18 protein-coding genes are annotated in these 18,828 nt (G+C 66.8%); 7 read left to right on the top strand and 11 right to left on the bottom strand.

Annotated elements, in window-relative coordinates:
* Nucleotide 1: 1 nt before the first annotated feature.
* The gene (locus tag OVA13_RS01525; RefSeq protein WP_267792080.1) at nt 2-526 is read right to left on the bottom strand and encodes a serine O-acetyltransferase; all 525 of its coding nucleotides are present in this window, start codon (nt 524-526) and stop codon (nt 2-4) included.
* 250 nt (nt 527-776) lie between these two features.
* On the opposite strand from OVA13_RS01525, the gene OVA13_RS01530 reads away from it, so the two are divergent.
* The 5 genes from OVA13_RS01530 (at nt 777) to OVA13_RS01550 (ending at nt 6,760) form a co-directional block, all read left to right on the top strand.
* Entirely contained in the window at nt 777-1,814 is a 1,038-nt protein-coding gene (locus OVA13_RS01530; RefSeq protein WP_267792081.1) for a polysaccharide deacetylase family protein, read from the top strand.
* A 37-nt stretch (nt 1,815-1,851) separates the two neighbouring features.
* On the top strand, nt 1,852-3,147 hold the full coding sequence (locus tag OVA13_RS01535) for an O-antigen ligase family protein (RefSeq protein WP_267792082.1): 1,296 nt from the start codon (nt 1,852-1,854) through the stop codon (nt 3,145-3,147).
* Complete coding sequence (locus OVA13_RS01540) at nt 3,144-4,688, top strand: oligosaccharide flippase family protein (protein ID WP_267792083.1); 1,545 nt, start codon at nt 3,144-3,146, stop codon at nt 4,686-4,688. Before OVA13_RS01535 ends, OVA13_RS01540 begins: the two co-directional genes overlap by 4 nt.
* 117 nt (nt 4,689-4,805) lie before the next feature.
* On the top strand, nt 4,806-6,008 hold the full coding sequence (locus OVA13_RS01545) for a hypothetical protein (RefSeq protein ID WP_267793596.1): 1,203 nt from the start codon (nt 4,806-4,808) through the stop codon (nt 6,006-6,008).
* Nucleotides 6,005-6,760 (top strand): glycosyltransferase family 2 protein, encoded by a 756-nt coding sequence (locus OVA13_RS01550; protein ID WP_267792084.1) that lies wholly within the window; start codon nt 6,005-6,007, stop codon nt 6,758-6,760. Before OVA13_RS01545 ends, OVA13_RS01550 begins: the two co-directional genes overlap by 4 nt.
* Before the next feature lie 67 nt (nt 6,761-6,827).
* Here OVA13_RS01550 and OVA13_RS01555 read toward each other — a convergent pair whose 3' ends face one another.
* From OVA13_RS01555 to OVA13_RS01580, 6 genes are all read right to left on the bottom strand, one after another.
* Nucleotides 6,828-8,162, bottom strand: a complete 1,335-nt coding sequence (locus tag OVA13_RS01555; RefSeq protein WP_267792085.1) for a porin family protein — start codon at nt 8,160-8,162, stop codon at nt 6,828-6,830.
* 10 nt (nt 8,163-8,172) lie between these two features.
* Complete coding sequence (locus OVA13_RS01560; protein WP_267792086.1) at nt 8,173-8,901, bottom strand: P-loop NTPase family protein; 729 nt, start codon at nt 8,899-8,901, stop codon at nt 8,173-8,175.
* Complete coding sequence (locus OVA13_RS01565; RefSeq protein ID WP_267792087.1) at nt 8,898-10,469, bottom strand: XrtA system polysaccharide chain length determinant; 1,572 nt, start codon at nt 10,467-10,469, stop codon at nt 8,898-8,900. Before OVA13_RS01565 ends, OVA13_RS01560 begins: the two co-directional genes overlap by 4 nt.
* Nucleotides 10,466-11,089, bottom strand: a complete 624-nt coding sequence (locus tag OVA13_RS01570; protein WP_267792088.1) for an XrtA/PEP-CTERM system exopolysaccharide export protein — start codon at nt 11,087-11,089, stop codon at nt 10,466-10,468. Before OVA13_RS01570 ends, OVA13_RS01565 begins: the two co-directional genes overlap by 4 nt.
* A gap of 88 nt (nt 11,090-11,177) precedes the next feature.
* The gene (locus OVA13_RS01575) at nt 11,178-12,185 is read right to left on the bottom strand and encodes an NAD-dependent epimerase (protein WP_267792089.1); all 1,008 of its coding nucleotides are present in this window, start codon (nt 12,183-12,185) and stop codon (nt 11,178-11,180) included.
* A 41-nt stretch (nt 12,186-12,226) separates the two neighbouring features.
* Nucleotides 12,227-13,516 (bottom strand): nucleotide sugar dehydrogenase, encoded by a 1,290-nt coding sequence (locus OVA13_RS01580; RefSeq protein WP_324288240.1) that lies wholly within the window; start codon nt 13,514-13,516, stop codon nt 12,227-12,229.
* A gap of 163 nt (nt 13,517-13,679) precedes the next feature.
* On the opposite strand from OVA13_RS01580, the gene galE reads away from it, so the two are divergent.
* Nucleotides 13,680-14,696, top strand: a complete 1,017-nt coding sequence (gene galE / locus OVA13_RS01585; RefSeq protein ID WP_267792090.1) for a UDP-glucose 4-epimerase GalE — start codon at nt 13,680-13,682, stop codon at nt 14,694-14,696.
* Between the two features lie 114 nt (nt 14,697-14,810).
* On the top strand, nt 14,811-15,866 hold the full coding sequence (locus OVA13_RS01590; protein WP_267792091.1) for a diguanylate cyclase: 1,056 nt from the start codon (nt 14,811-14,813) through the stop codon (nt 15,864-15,866).
* 6 nt (nt 15,867-15,872) lie between these two features.
* On the opposite strand, the gene OVA13_RS01595 is transcribed toward OVA13_RS01590, so the two are convergent.
* Genes OVA13_RS01595 through OVA13_RS01610 form a run of 4 tightly spaced genes read right to left on the bottom strand, consistent with a single transcriptional unit; the run spans nt 15,873 to nt 18,790 of the window.
* On the bottom strand, nt 15,873-16,730 hold the full coding sequence (locus OVA13_RS01595) for an alpha/beta hydrolase family protein (RefSeq protein ID WP_267792092.1): 858 nt from the start codon (nt 16,728-16,730) through the stop codon (nt 15,873-15,875).
* Nucleotides 16,727-17,536 (bottom strand): bifunctional hydroxymethylpyrimidine kinase/phosphomethylpyrimidine kinase, encoded by an 810-nt coding sequence (thiD, locus tag OVA13_RS01600; RefSeq protein ID WP_267792093.1) that lies wholly within the window; start codon nt 17,534-17,536, stop codon nt 16,727-16,729. Before thiD ends, OVA13_RS01595 begins: the two co-directional genes overlap by 4 nt.
* A gap of 49 nt (nt 17,537-17,585) precedes the next feature.
* A complete protein-coding gene (locus OVA13_RS01605; protein ID WP_267792094.1) occupies nt 17,586-18,263 on the bottom strand; it encodes a YoaK family protein in 678 nt (225 codons plus the stop codon).
* Nucleotides 18,263-18,790, bottom strand: coding sequence for a GNAT family N-acetyltransferase (locus OVA13_RS01610; protein WP_267792095.1), 528 nt, complete (start codon nt 18,788-18,790; stop codon nt 18,263-18,265). Before OVA13_RS01610 ends, OVA13_RS01605 begins: the two co-directional genes overlap by 1 nt.
* Nucleotides 18,791-18,828: the final 38 nt, after the last annotated feature.

Raw genomic sequence — 18,828 nt, forward strand, 5'->3', positions numbered from 1 at the left:
CTCAGTCGGCGGTGTAGGGCGGCTCGCGCTGCCGCAGTACGCGCGCCGGTATGCCGCCCACCGTCGCGCCATCCGGCACGTCCGCCAGCACGACGGCGTTGGCGCCCACGCGGCTGTGGTGGCCCAGCCGCACCGCCCCGACGATCTTGGCGCCCGCGCCGATGAAGACATGGTCGCCGAGCAGCGGGGAGACGTACTTCTCGGCGCCGATGGTGACCTGGTGTTCGATGTAGACATGTGCGCCGCCGCGCACGCTGCCGTTGATCACCACGCCCTGGCTGTGGATCAGCACGAAGCAGGGCCCGAAGTCGGCGTGGCGACCGATGATGCACTGGCCGAAGAACGCATTGAGCTTGTTGAACACCATCGCCAGCGGCGCCAGCCGGTGCCGCTGCGACCATTGCATCAGGCGATAGCACGCCATCGCGAAGGTCCCATCGGTCAGCAGCGCCTTCACCAGCGTGCGTGGACGGTCGTCCCCATAGCACCAGCGCGCCTTGGCCTTGAGGTCCTCGACAAACAGCATGGGTTCTCCCGGGTTGGTCCGTGTTCCGGTGGCAGGATACGTGGCCGCGGGGCCAGCGTCAGCACGGCTCCGCCGGCCGCTGGCCGGACTCACCTGCCGGATGCGTTTGATTATCAGTCGGGAACTGGGGAGAACGGGCATGAGGAAGGACGCACCACGAGCCGCTGCAACATCATCCGGAACCCGTTCCGGCATGCACCGTCTTCGGGCGGCGTGTCGCGTATCCCGTTGTCGCTGAGGGAGCGGGTCCATGACGGAGTCTTCCGGCGCAGGCAGGCGCCAGCAACTCGCGCGCTGGTTCCACCGTGCGAATGTCTTACCTCTGGCCGGTCGCGTGCGTGACGCGCTGTTCAACGACCTGCGCATCCTGGCCTATCACCGGGTACTCGATTCGAGTGAACCGGCGGACTTCGATTTCGACCTGGAGCTGATCAGCGCCTCGGCGTCGGATTTCCGCGACCAGATGACGGCGGTCAAGAAGGACTTCGTGCCGATGCGCTTCGACCAGGTGATCGACTGCCTGGATCGTGGCGAGCCGTTGCCCCCGCGGGCCACGCTGATCACCTTCGATGACGGCTACGACGACAACTACCGTATCGCCTTCCCGATCCTGCAGGAACTGGGCATGTCGGCGATGTTCTTCGTGTCCACCGGTCATATCGACTCCGGCGCGCCGTATGCCTACGACTGGGCCGTGCACATGATCTGCCGGACGCCGGCCGATCGCCTGCTGCTGCCCGAGGCCGGTATCGATTGGCCGTTGCCCCCGACCATTGCCGGACGGCGGCAGGTCGCGAGTCGATTCCTGAGCAGGCTGAAGGAATTTCCAGCCGTGGTGCAGGAGCGCCTGGTCGCCACCATGGAACAGGACTGGTCCCTGCCGCGTGCGCCCCACATGCACTGCCAGCCCATGTCATGGGCGCAGCTGCGAGAAATGCAGGCCGGCGGCATGGAAGTGGGCTCGCACGGCGTGCACCACCGCATGCTGGCCAAGATGCCGCATGAGCTGATGATCCAGGAGATCAACGAATCCAAGGCGATGCTCGACAGGAACCTGAATCTTCCTGCGCAGGTGCTGTCCTATCCCGTCGGCGGATTCGATGCTTTTGATGAAGTGGTCGTCCAGGCAGCCCGTTCCGCCGGCTTCCGGCTGGCATGCAGTTACGTGTCGGGGACCAGTCGCCTGCAGTCGGATACCATGTATTCGCTGCGTCGCCTGCACGTGGAGCGTTACGTGGACGCCGCTTGGTTCCGCGGCATGATGGAACTGCCGGAGTTGTTCGGATGACGGAAAGGCAAGTACAGGGGCTTGGCCGGATCCTCATATGTTCCCGATGATGATGGTTTACCTGGTGCTGGTCATCATCCGGCCCCAGGACTACCCCGAACTGCAGGGGGCGATACCGCTCCCGTTGCAGCAGGTGGCCCTGTTGCTGGCAGGCGTGGCCTGGCTGATGTCGGGCAGGCGCATGAACAGCGCGCCGCAGAATCTGCTGCTGCTGCTTTTCATGCTGGCGATGATGCTGTCGGTGGCCGTCAACGGGTGGATCGGCGGCGCGGTGCCCATCTTCCGCGACTTCGCGCCGGTGGTGCTGGCGTATTTCCTGCTGTGCAATGCCACCTTCACGGCCAGCCGCCTGCGTATCGCGATGGCCGTGTTCTGCCTGTGTGCCACGGTACTGGCGGTGCACGGCATCGAGCAGGCCGCGCTGGGCACCGGCTGGACCGGCATGAAACTGTCACAGGGAACGCGTATCCAGTACGTGGGCATCTTCAGCGATCCCAACGACCTGGGCATGCTCTTCGTCATCTGCGTGCCGATGGCCATGTACCTGGCACAGCTCGGTGGATGGCTGGGGCTGCGACGGCTGTTCTGGTGGGTGATCGCCGCGACGCTGGTGTACGGCATCTACCTGACCGACTCGCGTGGCACGGTACTCGCCTTGCTGGCGGTTTTCGGGATCTATCTGTGGCGGTCGCGGGGCCTGCTGGTGGCCGGCACGCTGGGCGCGGGAGCGCTGGTGGTGCTGATGGCCTTGCCTTCGCGCATGCAGGAGCTGGAGGTGGGCGAGGAATCCGCGATGGACCGCGTCTACTCCTGGTACGAAGGCATGCAGATGTTCAAGGACAATCCCATCTGGGGGGTGGGCAAGGGCGCCTACACGGACATCTACCAGCTGACCGCGCACAATTCGCTGGTGCTGGTGCTGGCGGAGATGGGTATCGTGGGTTTCACCCTGTGGCTGATGTTCATGGGGTACTGTTTCTGGATGATGGTCAGCATCGTGAAATGGCGGCCCACGCGCGCGATGCTCCAGGATGAAGAGAATTTCGGTCCGTCCGTAGTGCGCCAATGGACGGACGACCGTGCGATCGCCTTTGTACTGCTGCTCTCCTTGTCCGCCTTCGCGGTCTGTGCCTTCTTCCTGAGTCGCACCTACGTGTCCATCCTCTACCTGCTTGCCGCCCTGGTCGTGGCCCATTACTCGATGGTGAGGCGGCGCTATCCGTGGGTGGCCGAGATGCGCATCAGCGACCACCTGCTGGCATGGCCGTTTCTCTCCGCCGCTGCCGCGGTGGCGATGTACATCGTCGTGCGAATCCTGCTGGTCATGGCATGAACAAGCCCACTTCCATGCTCAGCAGGACGATGTTCTCGACGGTGGCGATCTACACCGAGTTCGTGCTCGGCATGCTGGTGTCGATCATCATCGCCCGCCACCTGCAGCCGGCGGGCTTCGGCATCTACAGCGTTGCGGTGTGGATGGTGGCGCTGGGCGTGGTGCTGGCCAATTCAGGCACCGGCACGGCCGCCATCAAGTTCGTGGCCGAATTGCGTGGCAGCGGCGAAACCGAGCTGGTCGCGCCGGTGCTTGCCTATATCCGGCGCGCGCAGCTGGCCTTCCTGGCCTTGGTGCTGGTGATCGGTTCGCTGGTGCTGTGGGCGGCGGGCGGGCGCGTGCTTCCGGAGCTCCATCATGGGCTGCTGTTCGCCTTCCTGGCGCTGTCGGTGGCCATGCGGTCCCAGTACATGCTCAACGTGAGCGTCGCGAAGGGCATGGAGGATTTCCGCTCCGTGGCGATGATGGTCGCGCTGGCGGCGCCCCTGACACTGGCGATGGTGGGCGTGGCGGTGCTGATGGACGCGCCCCTGCCGGCCTTCCTGATGATCTTCGTCGTCTCCAGCCTGTTGCTGTATGCCGTGTCGGGCCGCCGCATCCGGCGCTTGCTGCCACAGGCGAAGGCGGGCGTGGCGATACCGGAGGAGTTGATGGCACGCGTGCGCCGGCACATCCGTCTGACCGCGGTGACGGTCAGCATCGGGTTCCTGATCGGCAGCGAGATCGAGGTGGTCTTCCTGAAGATGTTCGTCAGTGAAAGCATGGCCGGGCAATTCAAGGTGGCCTACCAGCTGGCGAGCGGTGCGACCCAACTGGTACCGGGGGTCTTCGGTGCCATCCTGTTGCCGATGATGGCCAGTGCCCTCAGGCAGGGCAATGCCATCGCCGCACAGCGCTTCGTCACCTCCACGCGCTACCTGGCCTTGCTGGCGGCTCCGCTCATTGCCTTCTGCATGTTGTTTTCCACGGCCATCATCGACGTGCTGTACGGCAGCGCCTACGCGCCGGCAGCCCCGGTCTTTGCCGCGTGCCTGCTTGGGTCTGCGCTGTCGATGGTGATGCAGGCCGGCACCAGCCTGCTGGTCAGCGCGGACCGTCAGGGCAGCATCCTGAAGCTGCAGATCGTGCTTGTGGTCGTGAAGATCGGGCTGGGCATCGTGCTGATCAAGCGTTACGGCCTGCACGGCGCGGTCTATGCCTTCTGGGTGGTGACAGCGTTGTACGTGACCGTCGCCACGTCGCTGGCGGTCCGGACAAGCGGCGCGATGCTGGAGTGGGGCAGGCTGGCGCGCATCGCCCTGGCCGGTGTGGTGAGTGCGGCCCTGGCCTATCCCGTGCTGCGCCACCTGCCGCCGCTGCCCGCGATCGCCGTGGGCGGCGCGGTCGTGTCCATCGCGTACGCGTTGATGACCTTCCTGCTGGACTGCTGGAGTGCCAGCGAGATCGAGCAGATGCAGGCCTGGCATGGTCGCCTGGGCAGGCGCCGTCTCCGCGCCGTGGACCTGCTGCTGGACCAGGCCCATCGCCGCTCCGGCGCATGACAGCGTGTTGGCCGTGGCCTCGGCCCGGCGCGGTTTGCGTTCCTCCTAGATAACAGACCGCACGCCCAGGAGCACCTGGCTGCGGGCGGTCGATATCCTCAGGGGGTTGCCTTGTCCATGCTGGTCTGGTCGTTGGTCGTGCTGCTGTCGTTCGCCGTGCTTGCTGCCGGCGGGCTCTACATGGTGTTGCGACTGCGCAACATGCAGATCTGGATGGCGGATTACCTGCGTCGCCGTTCGCCGCCGCCGGTCACGGGGCCGGTGCACGTGATGTTCTGCTTCGTGGACCATTTCGAACCGATGTGGAAAGGCGCCGACCTGGACACCGAGCGCGCGCGCGTGGATCGCTGGTGCCGCGACTACCGCGCGCTGGCGGGCCGCCACCGCGATGCCGACGGGCGGCCGCCGCAGCACAGCTTCTTCTATCCGGAAGAGGAGTACCGCAAGGAGCACCTGGACAAGGTCGCGTCGCTGTGCGCGGACGGCTTCGGCGAGATCGAGATCCACCTGCACCACGACAACGATACCGAAGCCAATTTCCGCGAGTGCATGTCGCGCTTCGCGAAGACACTGAACGAACAGCACGGCGCGCTGCCGATCGATCCGGAAACCGGGCAGATCCGGTTCGCCTTCATCCATGGCAACTGGTGCCTGGACAACTCGCGCAAGGACGGGCGCTGGTGCGGGCTGAACAACGAGCTCATCCTGCTGCGCGAGCTGGGCTGCTATGCGGACTTCACGCTGCCCGCCGCGCCCAGCGAGGCGCAGACCTCCACCGTGAACCGCATCTACTACGCCAAGGACGATCCCCACTGCGCGAAATCGCACGACACGGGCATCCCTGTGCGCGTCGGCGGTCAGGCCAGTGGCGACCTGATGATCATCCAGGGCCCGCTGGGGTTGAACTGGAAGAGCCGCAGGATGGGCATCATCCCGCGCATCGAGAACTCGGACATCCGCCGCAGTTCGCCGCCCACGCCCGATCGCGTGGACGCCTGGGTCAATGCCGGCATCCACGTGGAGGGACGTCCGGAATGGATCTTCGTCAAGATCCACACGCACGGCACCCAGGAGCCGGACATGGACACGCTGCTGGGCGAGCCTTCGGAGCAGATGCACCGCTACCTGGAAGAGCGCTACAACGACGGCGTCCACCATGTGCTGCACTACGTCACCTCGCGCGAGATGTACAACATCGTCAAGGCGGCTGAAGCCGGGATGATCGGCAACCCGAATCAGTACCGCGACTACGCATTGCCGCCGCCGCCGTCATCGTGGGCCGGTGCCCGCGAAGCGGTCGCGCAGGGAGCGGCCGCGTGAAGCGCCTGCGCGGGCGCGTAAGCGTGGTGATGCCGGCCTACAACGCTGCGGAAACCATCGAAAGCTCCATGCGGTCGGTGCTTGACCAGCGCCATGCGGACGTCGAACTGCTGGTGGTGGACGACGGTTCGCGCGACGGCACCCAGGCCATCGTCGAACGACTTGCATCGCAGGACCGGCGCATCACCGCCATCCAGCTGCCGTCGAACGGCGGCGTCTCCACCGCCCGCAACACGGGTATCGAAGCCGCCACGGGAGAGTACGTCGCGTTCCTGGACAGCGACGATCGCTGGCACCCCGACAAGCTGAAAGTGCAACTGGCTGCCATGCGCGAAGCGGGCGTCCAGGTGGGCTACACCGCCTACCAGCGCGTTGACCCCGAGGGGCGCGTGCTGTCGACGGTACGGCCGCCGGCCAGTGTCCGCTATGCGGGCATGCTGAAAGGCAACTGCATCGGCAACCTGACCGGGCTGTATGCGCGGGCGCTGGGCGAAGTGCGTTTCCCGCGCGCGGGCCATGAGGATTACGTGTTCTGGCTGCGCGTCGTGCGGCTTGCGGGCCAGGCGATCTGCGCCCAGCCCGACCATCCGCTGGCGTACTACCTGGTGCGGTCCGGCTCGCTGTCGGCCAACAAGTGGCGCGCCGCGCGCTGGCAATGGCGCATCTATCGCGATTACGAAGGCATCGGCGTGCTGCCGGCCAGCTGGTATTTCGTCAACTACGCGGCCAACGCGGTGATGAAGCGGATGTAGCGGCCACGGCCGCGCTCGCCAGGGCCGTGCCGGATGTCGCTTTCGCGCACGGACGGGATACCGCCTCTCACCGCCGGTAGATCACCGCAAGCATCAGAGAGTTCTCAACATAGCTCTCGGTGGAGCCGGAGCTGTCGCGTTCGGCACGCTGATAGTAGCCACGCACATGCCAGTGGCGCGAAAACTGCTTGGTCAGGGCGACGCTGTAGATGGAGTAGCGGTCGTTGCGGAACTGGTTATCCAGCTCGCGCTCCTGCCTGACGGCGGCCGCGGAGAGGATGAAATCCGAACGCAGCTTGTAGTCGGCATAGAAGTTGAGCGACTTGATGTCCTGGTCTTCGTCGGAGTTCGTCTGGTAGCGGATACGGTCGTAGTAGGGATTGACCTGTACCATCAGGCGCTCGCCTTCGAACCTGTAGTTGAGCAGGATACGGCGTTGCTTGAAGGTCTGTGGCCCGATGGGAAGCAGGGGATCGGACGGATCGTCGATGATGGGCCCCTCGCCGTCCGTGAGCGGGTCGCGACGCCAGATGAGGTACTCGGCCGCATCCGAGAACTCCATGTTGAAGCCCGCCGACAGGGTTGTGCGTGGCGCTACCTGCCATTCCACGTTCCCACGCAGCAAGGGCGCGGAATCGTCGCCCTCATAGTTGTCCGGCCTCAACTGGGAGTAGCCCGCGTCGATCTCGAGATACAGCGATGCCAGGCGGCTGGTGTAGCCGACATACGCGTCGTAGCGGCGGTAGTTGAACAGGGCGCCGTCGTCGTCGTAGTCCGTCTGCAGCGCGTCCAGGTTCACCGACACGCTGTCGGTGGACCGTACCAGGCGCTCCAGCCGGGTGGCCACACTGTAATGATTGCCCTGGAAGTCCTCGCTCTCTTCGGCATAGGTATTCACGAACCTCAGGTCCACCTGGCCGCGCGTGGCATCGCTGAAGCGGGCACGGAACGTGGGTCCGGCCGTCAGCACGTTGACCTGCTGCTGGTTGCTGGGCACGAAGCTGTTGAGGACGTTGACCGCCTGGCGACTGAGCGTGTCCGTGACCTCGAAATCGATCCGCTCGGGCACGATCGTCCAGTTCATGCGTCCTGCCAGCTGGCCCTGCAGCTCGCTCTCGAACGTGTCGTCGAGGTAGTAGGGGTATTGCAGGTTGCCGTTCATGGTCAGCTCCAGGGTCGACCCCGCCTGCTCGACATCGAAGTTGAGCTCGGGGGAGATCACCGTGTCGCTGGTTTCGTCGGTCTCGCTGAGGCCGATATTGTCGCTGTAGAGCACCGAGGCGCCGACGTCATACTGGATCCTGACGGCATGCGCCGCCTGGGGTACAGCGAGGGCCATGGCCAGGAACAGCAGGCCGTGGCGCGGGGACCGCTTGCGTCGATTCCTGGGTGCGCTTGGCATGGGCATGCTCCTAGACGCCTTCGTTGAACACGACGCCGGCGAATTTCTGCTTGTCGAAGTTGGCGGCGGCTTCGGCGATCGCCGCGGGCGTGTCGCGCCCGTAACCGGCCACCAGCACCACCACGTCGGCCAGGTCGGCCAGGATGCGTGCATCCGGCGCGCCGCGCACGGGGGGGCCGTCCAGGAAGATGTGGTTGCTGGAGTCGCGGCTGCGCAGCGTGTCCAGCAGCAGGCGCATCCGGTGCGAGGAGAAATGCTCCGCGCCCGTCTCGCGCGCGGTGCCGGTGGGCAGCAACTGCAGCCGGGCGATGCCGGTGCTGTACAGCAGGTTGTCCGCTTCGGCCTCGCGCAGTTCCAGGTAGTCGATCAGGCCGCTGCCGGCCGGTGCCAGTTTCATCGCCTTGTCCTGCGACGGGAAACGCACGTCGCAGTCCACCAGGATGACGCTCTTGGCTTCGTCGAACGCCATGGCGGCCGCCAGGTTCCGCGCCACGAAGCTGCCACCCGAACCGCGGCTCACCGGCACCACCAGGGTGATGAAGTTCCCCTGCGTATGCGCCAGCAGGTGCGTGCGCAGTTCGCGGAAGGCGTCCACTTCCCGCCGCTCCTGGTCGGAGCGGTAGATGGTGTTGCGGTCTTCCAGCTGCGCTGGCGTCAGTGCCGTGGTGGCGGACCGTGGCGCAATGGAGGTCCCGGTACCCTCGGGTGAACGGGGGACGGGGCGGAGCGCACGGTTCATAACACCTCCAGCATTTTCAGCATGTAAGCCATGCCATAGACCACGGGAACCATCGAGAACAGGGCCGTCGCCAGCATCAGCTTCCGGGCCCCCTGCAGGCGTTTCTGGCGCGTGCGGTAGGGCGGCATGGTGCCGATCACCTGCAGCCCGGTTTCGCGCTCGATCTGCTTGGCCGACCGCGTGCGCGGATCGAACTTGATCAGCGCGAACAGCATGGCGAGCGGCACGGCCACCCCCAGCAGCAGCCCGGCGCCGGCGATGTGCATGGTGCGCAGGCCACTGGGGCGCAGCGGCATGGCGGCCGGCTCCTGGATGCGGAAGCTGAGGCCGCGCTGCTCGGCGTCCAGGTTCATCGAGACGCGTGCGTTCTCGCGGCGCTTCAGCAGGTCCTGGTAGAGGTCGCGGTTGACCTCGTAATCGCGGGTCAGTTCGGCCAGCGTGCTCTCCGACGCCGCGATGCGGTTGCTGCGGCCCATCTCGTCGCCCAGCAGCGATTCCGCGGTGGAGATGCGCGCGGCGGTGGCGGCGCTGCGGCGGCGGGCATCGGCCAGCTTGCTGCGCAGTTCGCCGTACAGCGGATTGAACGCCGCGGGTCCATCCAGCGATTGCCCGGCACCGGCGACGCGCGGTTGCGATTCCTCGCGGCGCAGCTCCTCTTCCAGGTCGCGCAGCTGGTGCTGCACGCGCACCACGTCCGGGTGCTGTTCGGTGTACTGCAGCAGCAGGCGGTCGCGCTCGGACTGCAGTTCGGCCATGCGGGCGCGGAACTGGCCGGCCCGGGTCTGCACCAGCGTGATTTCGCTCTCGCCGGACAGTTGCGACTGCAGCGCTGCTTCCTGCGAACGCAGGTCGATCAGTTCCATGCGGCCGGCTTCGATCACGCGCCGCAGTTCGCCGATGCGGGCGTTGACGTCGGCATCGGTGCCCGGCCGTGCATCCGGGTTGCCCTGGCGGAAGGATTCCAGCTGCGATTCGGCCTGGGTCAGCTTGGTGTGGTACTGCTGCACCTGCGAGTCGATGAAGCCATAGGCCTCGCTGCTCTCGCGTTCCTTGGTGGACAGGCTTTCCTGGATGACCAGTTCGGCGAAGCGCTTGGTGACTTCGTACGCACGTTCCGGATCCGAGTCGGTGTAGGTGATCTGGATCAGGTTGGCGCGGGCATTGGTCACCATCGTGCGGCCGCCGATCTTCTCGATCAGCTTTTCCTGCTCCACCGGCGACGGGTTGTCCTTCAGCCAGCCACCGGTCTTGAGGATCTCTTCCATCACGCGGCGGCTGAAGGCCACCTCACGCAGGATGCTGGCGCGGTCGACCACGCTGGTGGCCACCGCGCGGCCCTCCATCAGCGGCGTGATGATGTTGCGGTCCTCCACCAGGATGCTGGTGGACGACGAGTACTTCTTCGGCAGCATGATGCCGATCACCAGCGCGATGACCGCGATGCTGGCGAACAAGCCCATCAGCAGGACGGCACGGCGGCGGAACTCGCTGATGCCCACGGGCAGCAGCGTCTGCAGTGCCGAGCCGGTTTCCTCCGCCCCCGGCCAGGTCGCGTTCTGCTTGCTCACAGCGTGCGTTCCGGGACGGTGATGACGTCACCAGGCGCCACCGTGAAGTTGGTCGACAGGTCGCCACGGTTGAGGATGCGGTCCAGGCGTACCTGGTAGCTCTGGGTCGACTCGGTGCCTTTGCGATACAGGTTGGAACGGTCGGCGGCGGCGAATTCGGTGACGCCACCGGCGGCCAGCACTGCATCCAGCACGGTCATGCCGGGCCGGTAGGGAATCGACACGGGCGTGCGCACCGCGCCGGTCACGCGAACGCGCGAGAGGTATTCATGGCTGCGCAGCTCGGTCAGGATCACCGCCACCTGCGGGTCGCGCACGTAGGCAGCCAGCTTGGTCTGGATGTCCTTGGCGACGTCGTCCGGCGTGCGGCCACCGGCGGCCACATCGCCCACCAGCGGCACCGAGATCATGCCGTCGGGGCGCACCGGCACGGTGATGCCCAGTTCCGGGTTGCGCCACACTGACACCTGCACGATGTCGTCCACCCCGATCTGGTACGCATCGACGGCGGCACTGGTCTGGGGCGGAGGCGCTTCCTTGCTGCCGGCGGAGCCGGAGGCGCAACCCGACAACATCAGGGTGCAGGCAATGGCGGCAAGACCGGCGAGAAGTCGGTTCATGGATGGATCCCCTGTAGGTGCAGATGCTCAAAAGAACGCAGGCACTGGCACAATCCGGCCATTCAGGAGCGCAGGGGATCCCGGGGCGTCACGCCTCGTAGAACTGCCGGTACCAGTCGACGAAGCGGCGCACGCCGGTCTCGATGGAGGTGGAAGGCGAGTAACCGGTATCACGGCTGAGCGCTTCCACGTCGGCGTAGGTGTCGGGCACGTCGCCGGGCTGCATCGGCAGCAGGCGTTTCTCGGCCTTGCGCCCCAGGCAGTCCTCCAGCACCTCGATGTAGCGCAGCAGCTCGACCGGCTGGTGGTTGCCGATGTTGTAGACCCGGTAGGGCGCCAGCGAGCTGGCTGGCGTGGGATTGAGTGGGTCGTAGTGCGGATCGGGACCGGGCACGCGGTCCAGCGTGCGCACGACGCCTTCGACGATGTCGTCGATGTAGGTGAAGTCGCGCGTGTGCCGGCCGTGGTTGAACACGTCGATCGGTTCGCCCGCCAGGATCTTGCGGGTGAACAGGAACAGCGCCATGTCCGGTCGCCCCCACGGCCCGTACACCGTGAAGAAGCGCAGGCCCGTGGTGGGCAGGTTGAACAGGTGGCTGTAGGTATGCGCCATCAGCTCGTTGGCCTTCTTGCTGGCGGCATACAGGCTGACCGGGTGGTCCACGCTGTCCTCCACCGCGAAGGGCAGCTTGCGGTTGGCGCCGTAGACCGAGCTGGACGAGGCATAGACCAGGTGCTCGATGCCGCGGTGGCGGCAGGCTTCCAGGATGTTGAGGAAGCCGACGATGTTGCTGTCGATGTAGGCGTGCGGGTTTTCCAGCGAGTAGCGCACGCCGGCCTGGGCCGCCAGGTTGACCACGCGCTGCGGCTGGAATGCATCGAACACCGCGTCCAGGGCGGCGCGGTCTTCCAGCGCACCCTGCGCGAAGCGGAAACCGGGGTGGGGCGTCAGCCTGGCCAGCCGTGCCTCCTTCAGGCGCGGGTCGTAGTACGCATTCAGGTTGTCGAAGCCGAACACCTCGTCGCCGCGCGCCAGCAGGCGCTCGCTGAGGTGGTAGCCGATGAAGCCGGCGGCGCCGGTGACCAGTATGCGCATCTACGCAGTCTCGAATCGTGGGGGCTGGAAGGAGGAAAGCATCAGAGGGCGTCGTCGGCGCCGTCGCGGGGCAGGGCGCGCTTCACGTCGAACACCACCGCCTGCGGCTTGCCGAGTGCACGGATACCGTCGGTGCCCAGCGCGACGAATTCGCGATGGGCCACCGCCACGATGACCGCATCGTACCCACCGGCGACAGGCTGGGGCAGCAGCTCCAGCCCGTATTCCGTGCGGGCTTCGTCGCGGCTGACCCAGGGGTCGTGGACGTCGACGCGTGCGTTGTAGCTGCGCAGCTCGTCGACGATGTCGATGACGCGTGTATTGCGCAGATCGGTGCAGTTTTCCTTGAAGGCCAGGCCCAGCACCAGCACGCGCGCGCCGGCCACCGGCAGGTCGCGCTGCGCCATCAGCTTGACCACGCGCTGCGCCACGTGGCTGCCCATGCCGTCGTTGATGCGGCGACCGGCCAGGATCACTTCGGGGTCATAGCCGATCTGCTGGGCCTTGTGGGTCAGGTAGTACGGGTCCACGCCGATGCAGTGCCCACCCACCAGGCCGGGACGGAAGGGCAGGAAATTCCACTTGGTGCCGGCGGCTTCCAGCACCTCGTGGGTGTCGATGCCCATGCGGTGGAAGATCAGCGCCAGCTCGTTGACCAGCGCGATGTTGACGTCGCGCTGGGTGTTCTCGATGACCTTGGCGGCCTCGGCCACCCGGATGCTGCTCGCGCGGTGGGTGCCGGCACCGATGATGCTGCCGTAGAGCGCATCGACGAAGTCGGCCACGGCCGGTGTGGAGCCCGAGGTGATCTTGGTGATGGTCTCCAGCCGGTGCTGCCTGTCGCCGGGATTAATGCGTTCGGGACTGTAGCCGGCGTAGAAGTCGCGGTTGAACGCGAGGGATGACACGCGTTCGATGATCGGCACGCAGACTTCTTCTGTGGCACCGGGGTAGACGGTGGATTCGTAGATGGCGATGCCACCCTTGCCGATGGCGCCGCCCACGGTGCGGCTGGCCGACTCCAGGGCCCGCAGGTCGGGCCGCTTGTACGCGTCGATCGGCGTGGGCACGGTGACGATGAAGACGTTGCAGCCTTTCAGCGCCTCGGGGTCGTCGCTGAAGGCGAGCCGGGTAGCGCCTTCCAGTTCCTCCGGCGACACTTCCAGCGTGTGGTCGTGGTGCCGGCGCAGTTCGGCCACGCGCTTGCCGTCGATGTCGAAGCCCAGCGTGTCGAAGCGGCGGCCGAAGGCCACCGCCAGCGGCAAGCCGACATACCCCAGACCGATCACGGCGATCCTGGCCTGGTCCAGCGCGGGCAGCGGTGCGGTCATGGGCGTTCAGGCGTCCTGGGCGTGGTACATGGCGTGCAAGTCTATCGGATGCGGTGCGCGTTTCCGGCGGGACTGCCCGCGGACTGGCCTGATCGCGCGGCCGATGACGTAACAGTGGGTAACTTCCGGCATGCGGCCGGACCTGTGACCCTGGGGAGTCATGATGCGGATCCTGCTTTGCGGAGGTGCCGGCTACATCGGCGCCCATGCCTATGTGGTGCTGGCCGAGCGCGGCCATGAGGTGGTGATCGCCGACAACTTCAGCAACAGTTCGCCGGGCGTGCTGGCGCGGCTGCAGGCCATCACCGGCCAGCCGGTGGCCTTCCAGCCGTTGGACCTGCGTCACCGCGAAGCGACCGTCGGGTTCTTCGCGCGCCAGCCGTTCGACGCAGTGGTGCATTTCGCCGCGCTGAAGTCCGTCGGTGAATCGTGCGAACGCCCGCTGGACTACTTCCACAACAACATCACCGGTACCCTCAACCTGCTGCACGGCATGCAGGCCGCGGGCGTGAAGCGGCTGGTGTTCAGTTCGTCGGCCACCGTGTACGGCGACCCGGCCAGGGTGCCGGTCAGCGAGGACGCCGCGCTGCAGGTCACCAATCCCTACGGGCGCACCAAGCTGGTCATGGAAGAACTGATCGGCGATCTCTGCCGCAGCGACGCCACCTTCCATGCCGCCAACCTGCGCTACTTCAATCCGGTGGGCGCGCACGCCTCGGGCCTGATCGGCGAAGATCCCGGCGGCATTCCCAACAACCTGATGCCCTATATCTGCCAGGTGGCCGTCGGTCGCCGCGAGCGGCTGAGCATCTTCGGCGGTGACTATCCAACGCCCGATGGCACCGGCGTGCGCGACTACATCCACGTGATGGACCTGGCACGCGCGCATGCCGATGCGCTGGACTACCTGGTGCGCGAGCGGCACTCGCTCACCGTCAACCTGGGCACGGGGCAGGGCATCAGCGTGCTGCAGCTGGTCAACGCGTTCGCCGACGCATCGGCGCGCGACATTCCGTACGAGATCGTCGCGCGACGCCCGGGCGATGTCGCCGCGGTGTATGCCGACCCCACCCTGGCCAACCGCCTGCTTGGCTGGCGGGCGGAACTGGGCGTGGAGGCGATGTGCCGGGATGCATGGCGCTGGCAGGCCCAGAACCCGCAGGGTTATCCCGCGCCCTGAGCAGGCCGCGTCGTGATGCGGTTGGCAGAATGGCCGCTACATCCGCTGGCATCACAGTGGACCCTGTGCCGCCTTTGCCCGAGAATCGGCTGAACCGGCCACCAGCGCATTCCGTTGCCCCTCGACGCTGCACACGACATTGCGGAACGCAACCGCTCACGCTACGGCCTGCGCATGTACCGCATGCGCGCGTTGGGCCTGGGGCTGGGCGGGTTGTGCGTGGCGGCGGTGCTGTACGAGCACACCGCGTCGACAGGCCTGTGGCTGCTGCTGGCGTTCAACGCACTGGCATGGCCGCACCTGGCCTACCTGCGCGTGCTCCAGGCGAAGAAGGAGCCGCTGCAGGCGGAATTCCAGAACCTCACCTTCGACGCGGCGAAGGGCGGATTCTGGATCGCCGCGATGCACTTCGACGCCTTGCCCAGCGTCCTGCTGGCGGTGATGCTGACGATGGACAAGGTCATCATCGGCGGCGCTCGTTTCGGCCTGCGCACGCTGGCTGCCATGGCGCTGACATGCGTGGCCGCCAGCGCGGCCTGGGGTTTCGCCTTCGAGCCCTACACCAGTTATCCGGTGGTGCTGGCGTGCCTGCCGTTCCTGGCCATCTATCCGATGGCGATCGGCGTAGCGACGCACGCGCTGTCGCGCAAGGCGCGGCAGCAGAAGGAACTGCTGGAGAAGATGGCGCGCTTCGATGCGGCTACCGGCCTGATGAACCGGCAGCAATGGCTGTATGCGGCGACGATGGAACTGCAGCGCTTCCAGCGCACCGGCCGGCCGGCGGTGCTGGTGTTGATCGACATCGACCGCTTCAAGGACATCAACGACGGCTACGGCCATACCATCGGCGACGCGGTGGTGGAGGATTTCGCCCGCCTGCTGAAAGCCTGCCTGCGCGATACCGACACCGGCGGCCGCTATGGCGGCGACGAGTTCGGCATCGTCATGCCCGACACGCGCTGGGAAGAGGCCATCGTGGCCGCCGAGCGCCTGCGCCGGCAGGTGGCGGCCTTCTCGTTCACGCGCGCGGCGCTGCCGTGCACGGTCAGCATCGGCCTGTCCGAGCCGCATGCCGGCATCGCCACGGTGTCCGACTGGATCAACAGCGCCGACAGTGCGCTGTACCGTGCCAAGGCCAAGGGCCGCGACTGCATCGTGGTCGGGTGCTGACGCCGCTCAAGCCAGCAGTGCGTCGATCACGGCCTGCGGCTGCTTCATCCAGGCGAAATGGTCGGCCCGCGTGCCCAGCGCGGCGTGGTGCAGTACGGTGACGTGATGCGTGCTGGCGGGCATCTTGGCCATCAGTGCGCGCAATGAGCTTTCCGGCGCCAGCCAGTCGTCATCGAACAGCACGCCATGGATCGGCACGGCCACCTGCCGCATGCCGGCTTCCAGATCCTCGGCCATGCCGGCTGCACGATAGCGGCCACTCAGGCCCACGCGGGCCCAGTCGCGGATCAGGCTGCGTGCCTCGTCGCCGCCAAATCCCAGCCGACGACCGGGCAGGATGCCGTGCCAGTCCGCCAGCCACGGTGCGAACTGGTAGAACATCGGCAACGCATAGCCACGGGGCGCGGGAAACGTACGCCAGTGGGGCGTGCCGCTGCCGACCAGCCAGAGCTGCGCGAAGGCCTGCGGCTGTTGGCCCAGATGGCAGGCGGCGAGTTGTCCGCCCAGGCTGTGCCCACCGATCAGATGCGTGGCTGCTGGCACATGGCGCACCATTTCCGCATGGCTGAGCGGCAGGTCGTGCAGCAGCAGTTCGCGGTAACCCCAGTCGTGCTGGCGGCTGGCGCGCAGGCTGCTGCTGCCGTTGCCGCGCCATTCGTGCAGGAACACCGCGATGCCGCGTTTCGCCAGCTGCTCGGCCAGCGGCAGGTAGTGGCGCGCCGCGACCCCGAGGGCAGGGACCCACAGCAGGGCGCTGTGCGCATGCGTGGGGATGCGTGCGATCAGCGTGTATCGGTGCCCGTCGGCGGACGCCAGCGGGAATTCGTGTGCGGCGATGTCCGCGGTAGAAGGATCCAGGTTCATGGTGCAGGTGCGGCTCCAAAATGGTCGAGGACCACCACGTCGCTGCGGCCGGGCCGATAGCCGTCGCGCAGCGCGGCGTGCACGTAGTCCGATGCGGCAACGCAGGCGTCCTTCATCGGCATGCCCTGCGCGCGCCGGGCGGCGATGGCCGAGGCCAGCGTGCAGCCGGTGCCGTGCGCGTCCAGCGCCAGCCGTGGATGCGCGGTTCCGGTGATGCCCAGCGCATCGGCATACAGGTCCACCACGTCGCCATCACCGGGCAGGTGTCCTCCCTTCAGGAAGACGGCGCGCGCGCCCAGCTGCAGCAGCTCGGTGGCGGCCGTCCGCATCGCGTCCAGGTCCGGGATCGCGCGCCCCAGCAGCAGCTCCGCTTCCGGCAGGTTGGGCGTCACCACGTCCGCCAACGGCAGCAACCGGGTGCGCAGCGCGTGCAGGGCGGTGTCCTCGAGCAGTTTCGCGCCGCTGGTCGCGACCATCACCGGGTCCACCACCACCGTGTGCGGGCTGTACCGTGCCAGCGCTTCGGCCACCACCCCGATGACATCGGCCGTCGCCAGCATGCCCAGCTTGACCGCGCGGATGTCGAAGTCGTCGAAGCACGCCTCCAGCTGTGCGCGCAGGAAATCCATCGGCGGCACGTTCACCGCGGTGACGCCACGCGTGTGCTGCGCCGTCAAGGCGGCAATGGCGGACAGGCCGTGCACGCCATGCGCGGCGAAGGTCTTCAGGTCAGCCTGGATACCGGCGCCGCCGCCCGAGTCGGAGCCGGCGATGGTCAGGGCGGAAACAACGGAAGGCGAGGTCATGCCGGCATTGTGCCATCCGGCATCGCGTCGAGGGCTCGCAGAAGCCGCCTCAGTCGCCGTTCGCCACCGGCAGTTTCCATTGCCGGTAAAGCACGTAGCCGCTGCCGGTCAGTCCGGTCAGCAGGGCCGGCGCGAGCAGGGCGTCGTAACCGAGGTGGCGGTACAGCCACGCGCCCAGCACGCCGCCGCCCAGGAATCCGCTGATGATCAGCATGCTCAGCGTCAGTCGCCGTACCGGCAGCGGCATGCCGCGCAGGAAATGCCCCAGCCCGATGCCGAGGTCGGTGAACATGCCGCTCAGATGCGTGGTGCGCACCGCTGCGCCGCTGTAGGTGGTCACCATGGCGTTCTGCAGGCCGCAGGCCGTCGCTGCGAGCAGGGCGCCCCAGATCTGATGCTGCTTGAACAGCGGGATCGCTGCCGCGAGCAGCAGCGACTCCAGCGCAAGTGCCACGCCATAGCGCCGGCCGAGCTGCAGGGTCTGGTCCTGGATGATCAGGCCGCTCAGCATCGCGCCCAGGCAGAACGCGATCAGCATCCCCCACAGGTGGCCGATGGCGCGGAGGTCACCTTGTGCAAGCGCGGCGCCCAGCAGACTGGTCGTGCCGGTGAGATGGCTGACGGCCTGATGCTCGAAGCCGAGATACCCGATGACGTTGATCATTCCGGCCACACAGGCCAGCGCGATGGCGCCGATCCATACCCAGCGGGGAAGGTGGAGGCCCATCAGAAATCGATCCGCATCACCGAGCGGCGTTGCGTGGGCCTCGCCACCTCGGTGAACCCACAGCGCTGGAACACGCCGCGTGCGCCCACGCGCAGCTCGCCCCACGGGATGTCGCCGTCGCCGGTCGCCATCGGGTAGCCCTCCAGCGCGACGGCACCGTTTTGCCGCGCATGGGAAATGGCGGCGGTGGCAAGTGCCTGGCTAATGCCGCGCTTGCGGTAGCCCGCGCGCACGACGAAGCAGACCACCGCCCACACCGACGGGTCTTCCTTGTCTTCGTCGCGTCCGGCCCAGGGGACGGGGGAGTTGCGCAGCGGTGCGAAGTTCGAGCGTGGCCCCACCCGGCACCAGCCCACCGGATCCGCAGCCAGATAGGCGACCAGTCCGGGCGCAGCTGCACGGGAGCGGCACACTTCCTTGCGGAGGAATGCCTCGCGCACGTCGCGCGGCATGTGCCAGTACTCACGCAACGGCAGGATGGCACGCTGGCACTGGCATTTGGCCGCTTCGCCGCGGGTCCCGAACACCGATTGCACGTGCTGCCACCGCGCACGCGTGGCCGGCC

Source organism: Pseudoxanthomonas sp. SL93, assembly GCF_026625825.1.
GTDB lineage: Bacteria > Pseudomonadota > Gammaproteobacteria > Xanthomonadales > Xanthomonadaceae > Pseudoxanthomonas_A.

What these genes read in the sequence shown, in the direction of transcription:
- OVA13_RS01570 (WP_267792088.1), bottom strand. Translation starts at nt 11,089, where the DNA reads ATGAACCGACTTCTCGCCGGTCTTGCCGCCATTGCCTGCACCCTGATG.
- OVA13_RS01555 (WP_267792085.1), bottom strand. Translation starts at nt 8,162, where the DNA reads ATGCCAAGCGCACCCAGGAATCGACGCAAGCGGTCCCCGCGCCACGGC.
- OVA13_RS01540 (WP_267792083.1), top strand. Translation starts at nt 3,144, where the DNA reads ATGAACAAGCCCACTTCCATGCTCAGCAGGACGATGTTCTCGACGGTG.
- OVA13_RS01605 (WP_267792094.1), bottom strand. Translation starts at nt 18,263, where the DNA reads ATGGGCCTCCACCTTCCCCGCTGGGTATGGATCGGCGCCATCGCGCTG.
- OVA13_RS01530 (WP_267792081.1), top strand. Translation starts at nt 777, where the DNA reads ATGACGGAGTCTTCCGGCGCAGGCAGGCGCCAGCAACTCGCGCGCTGG.
- OVA13_RS01560 (WP_267792086.1), bottom strand. Translation starts at nt 8,901, where the DNA reads ATGAACCGTGCGCTCCGCCCCGTCCCCCGTTCACCCGAGGGTACCGGG.
- OVA13_RS01575 (WP_267792089.1), bottom strand. Translation starts at nt 12,185, where the DNA reads ATGCGCATACTGGTCACCGGCGCCGCCGGCTTCATCGGCTACCACCTC.
- OVA13_RS01545 (WP_267793596.1), top strand. Translation starts at nt 4,806, where the DNA reads ATGCTGGTCTGGTCGTTGGTCGTGCTGCTGTCGTTCGCCGTGCTTGCT.
- OVA13_RS01595 (WP_267792092.1), bottom strand. Translation starts at nt 16,730, where the DNA reads ATGAACCTGGATCCTTCTACCGCGGACATCGCCGCACACGAATTCCCG.
- OVA13_RS01535 (WP_267792082.1), top strand. Translation starts at nt 1,852, where the DNA reads ATGTTCCCGATGATGATGGTTTACCTGGTGCTGGTCATCATCCGGCCC.
- OVA13_RS01525 (WP_267792080.1), bottom strand. Translation starts at nt 526, where the DNA reads ATGCTGTTTGTCGAGGACCTCAAGGCCAAGGCGCGCTGGTGCTATGGG.
- thiD (WP_267792093.1), bottom strand. Translation starts at nt 17,536, where the DNA reads ATGACCTCGCCTTCCGTTGTTTCCGCCCTGACCATCGCCGGCTCCGAC.
- OVA13_RS01580 (WP_324288240.1), bottom strand. Translation starts at nt 13,516, where the DNA reads ATGACCGCACCGCTGCCCGCGCTGGACCAGGCCAGGATCGCCGTGATC.
- galE (WP_267792090.1), top strand. Translation starts at nt 13,680, where the DNA reads ATGCGGATCCTGCTTTGCGGAGGTGCCGGCTACATCGGCGCCCATGCC.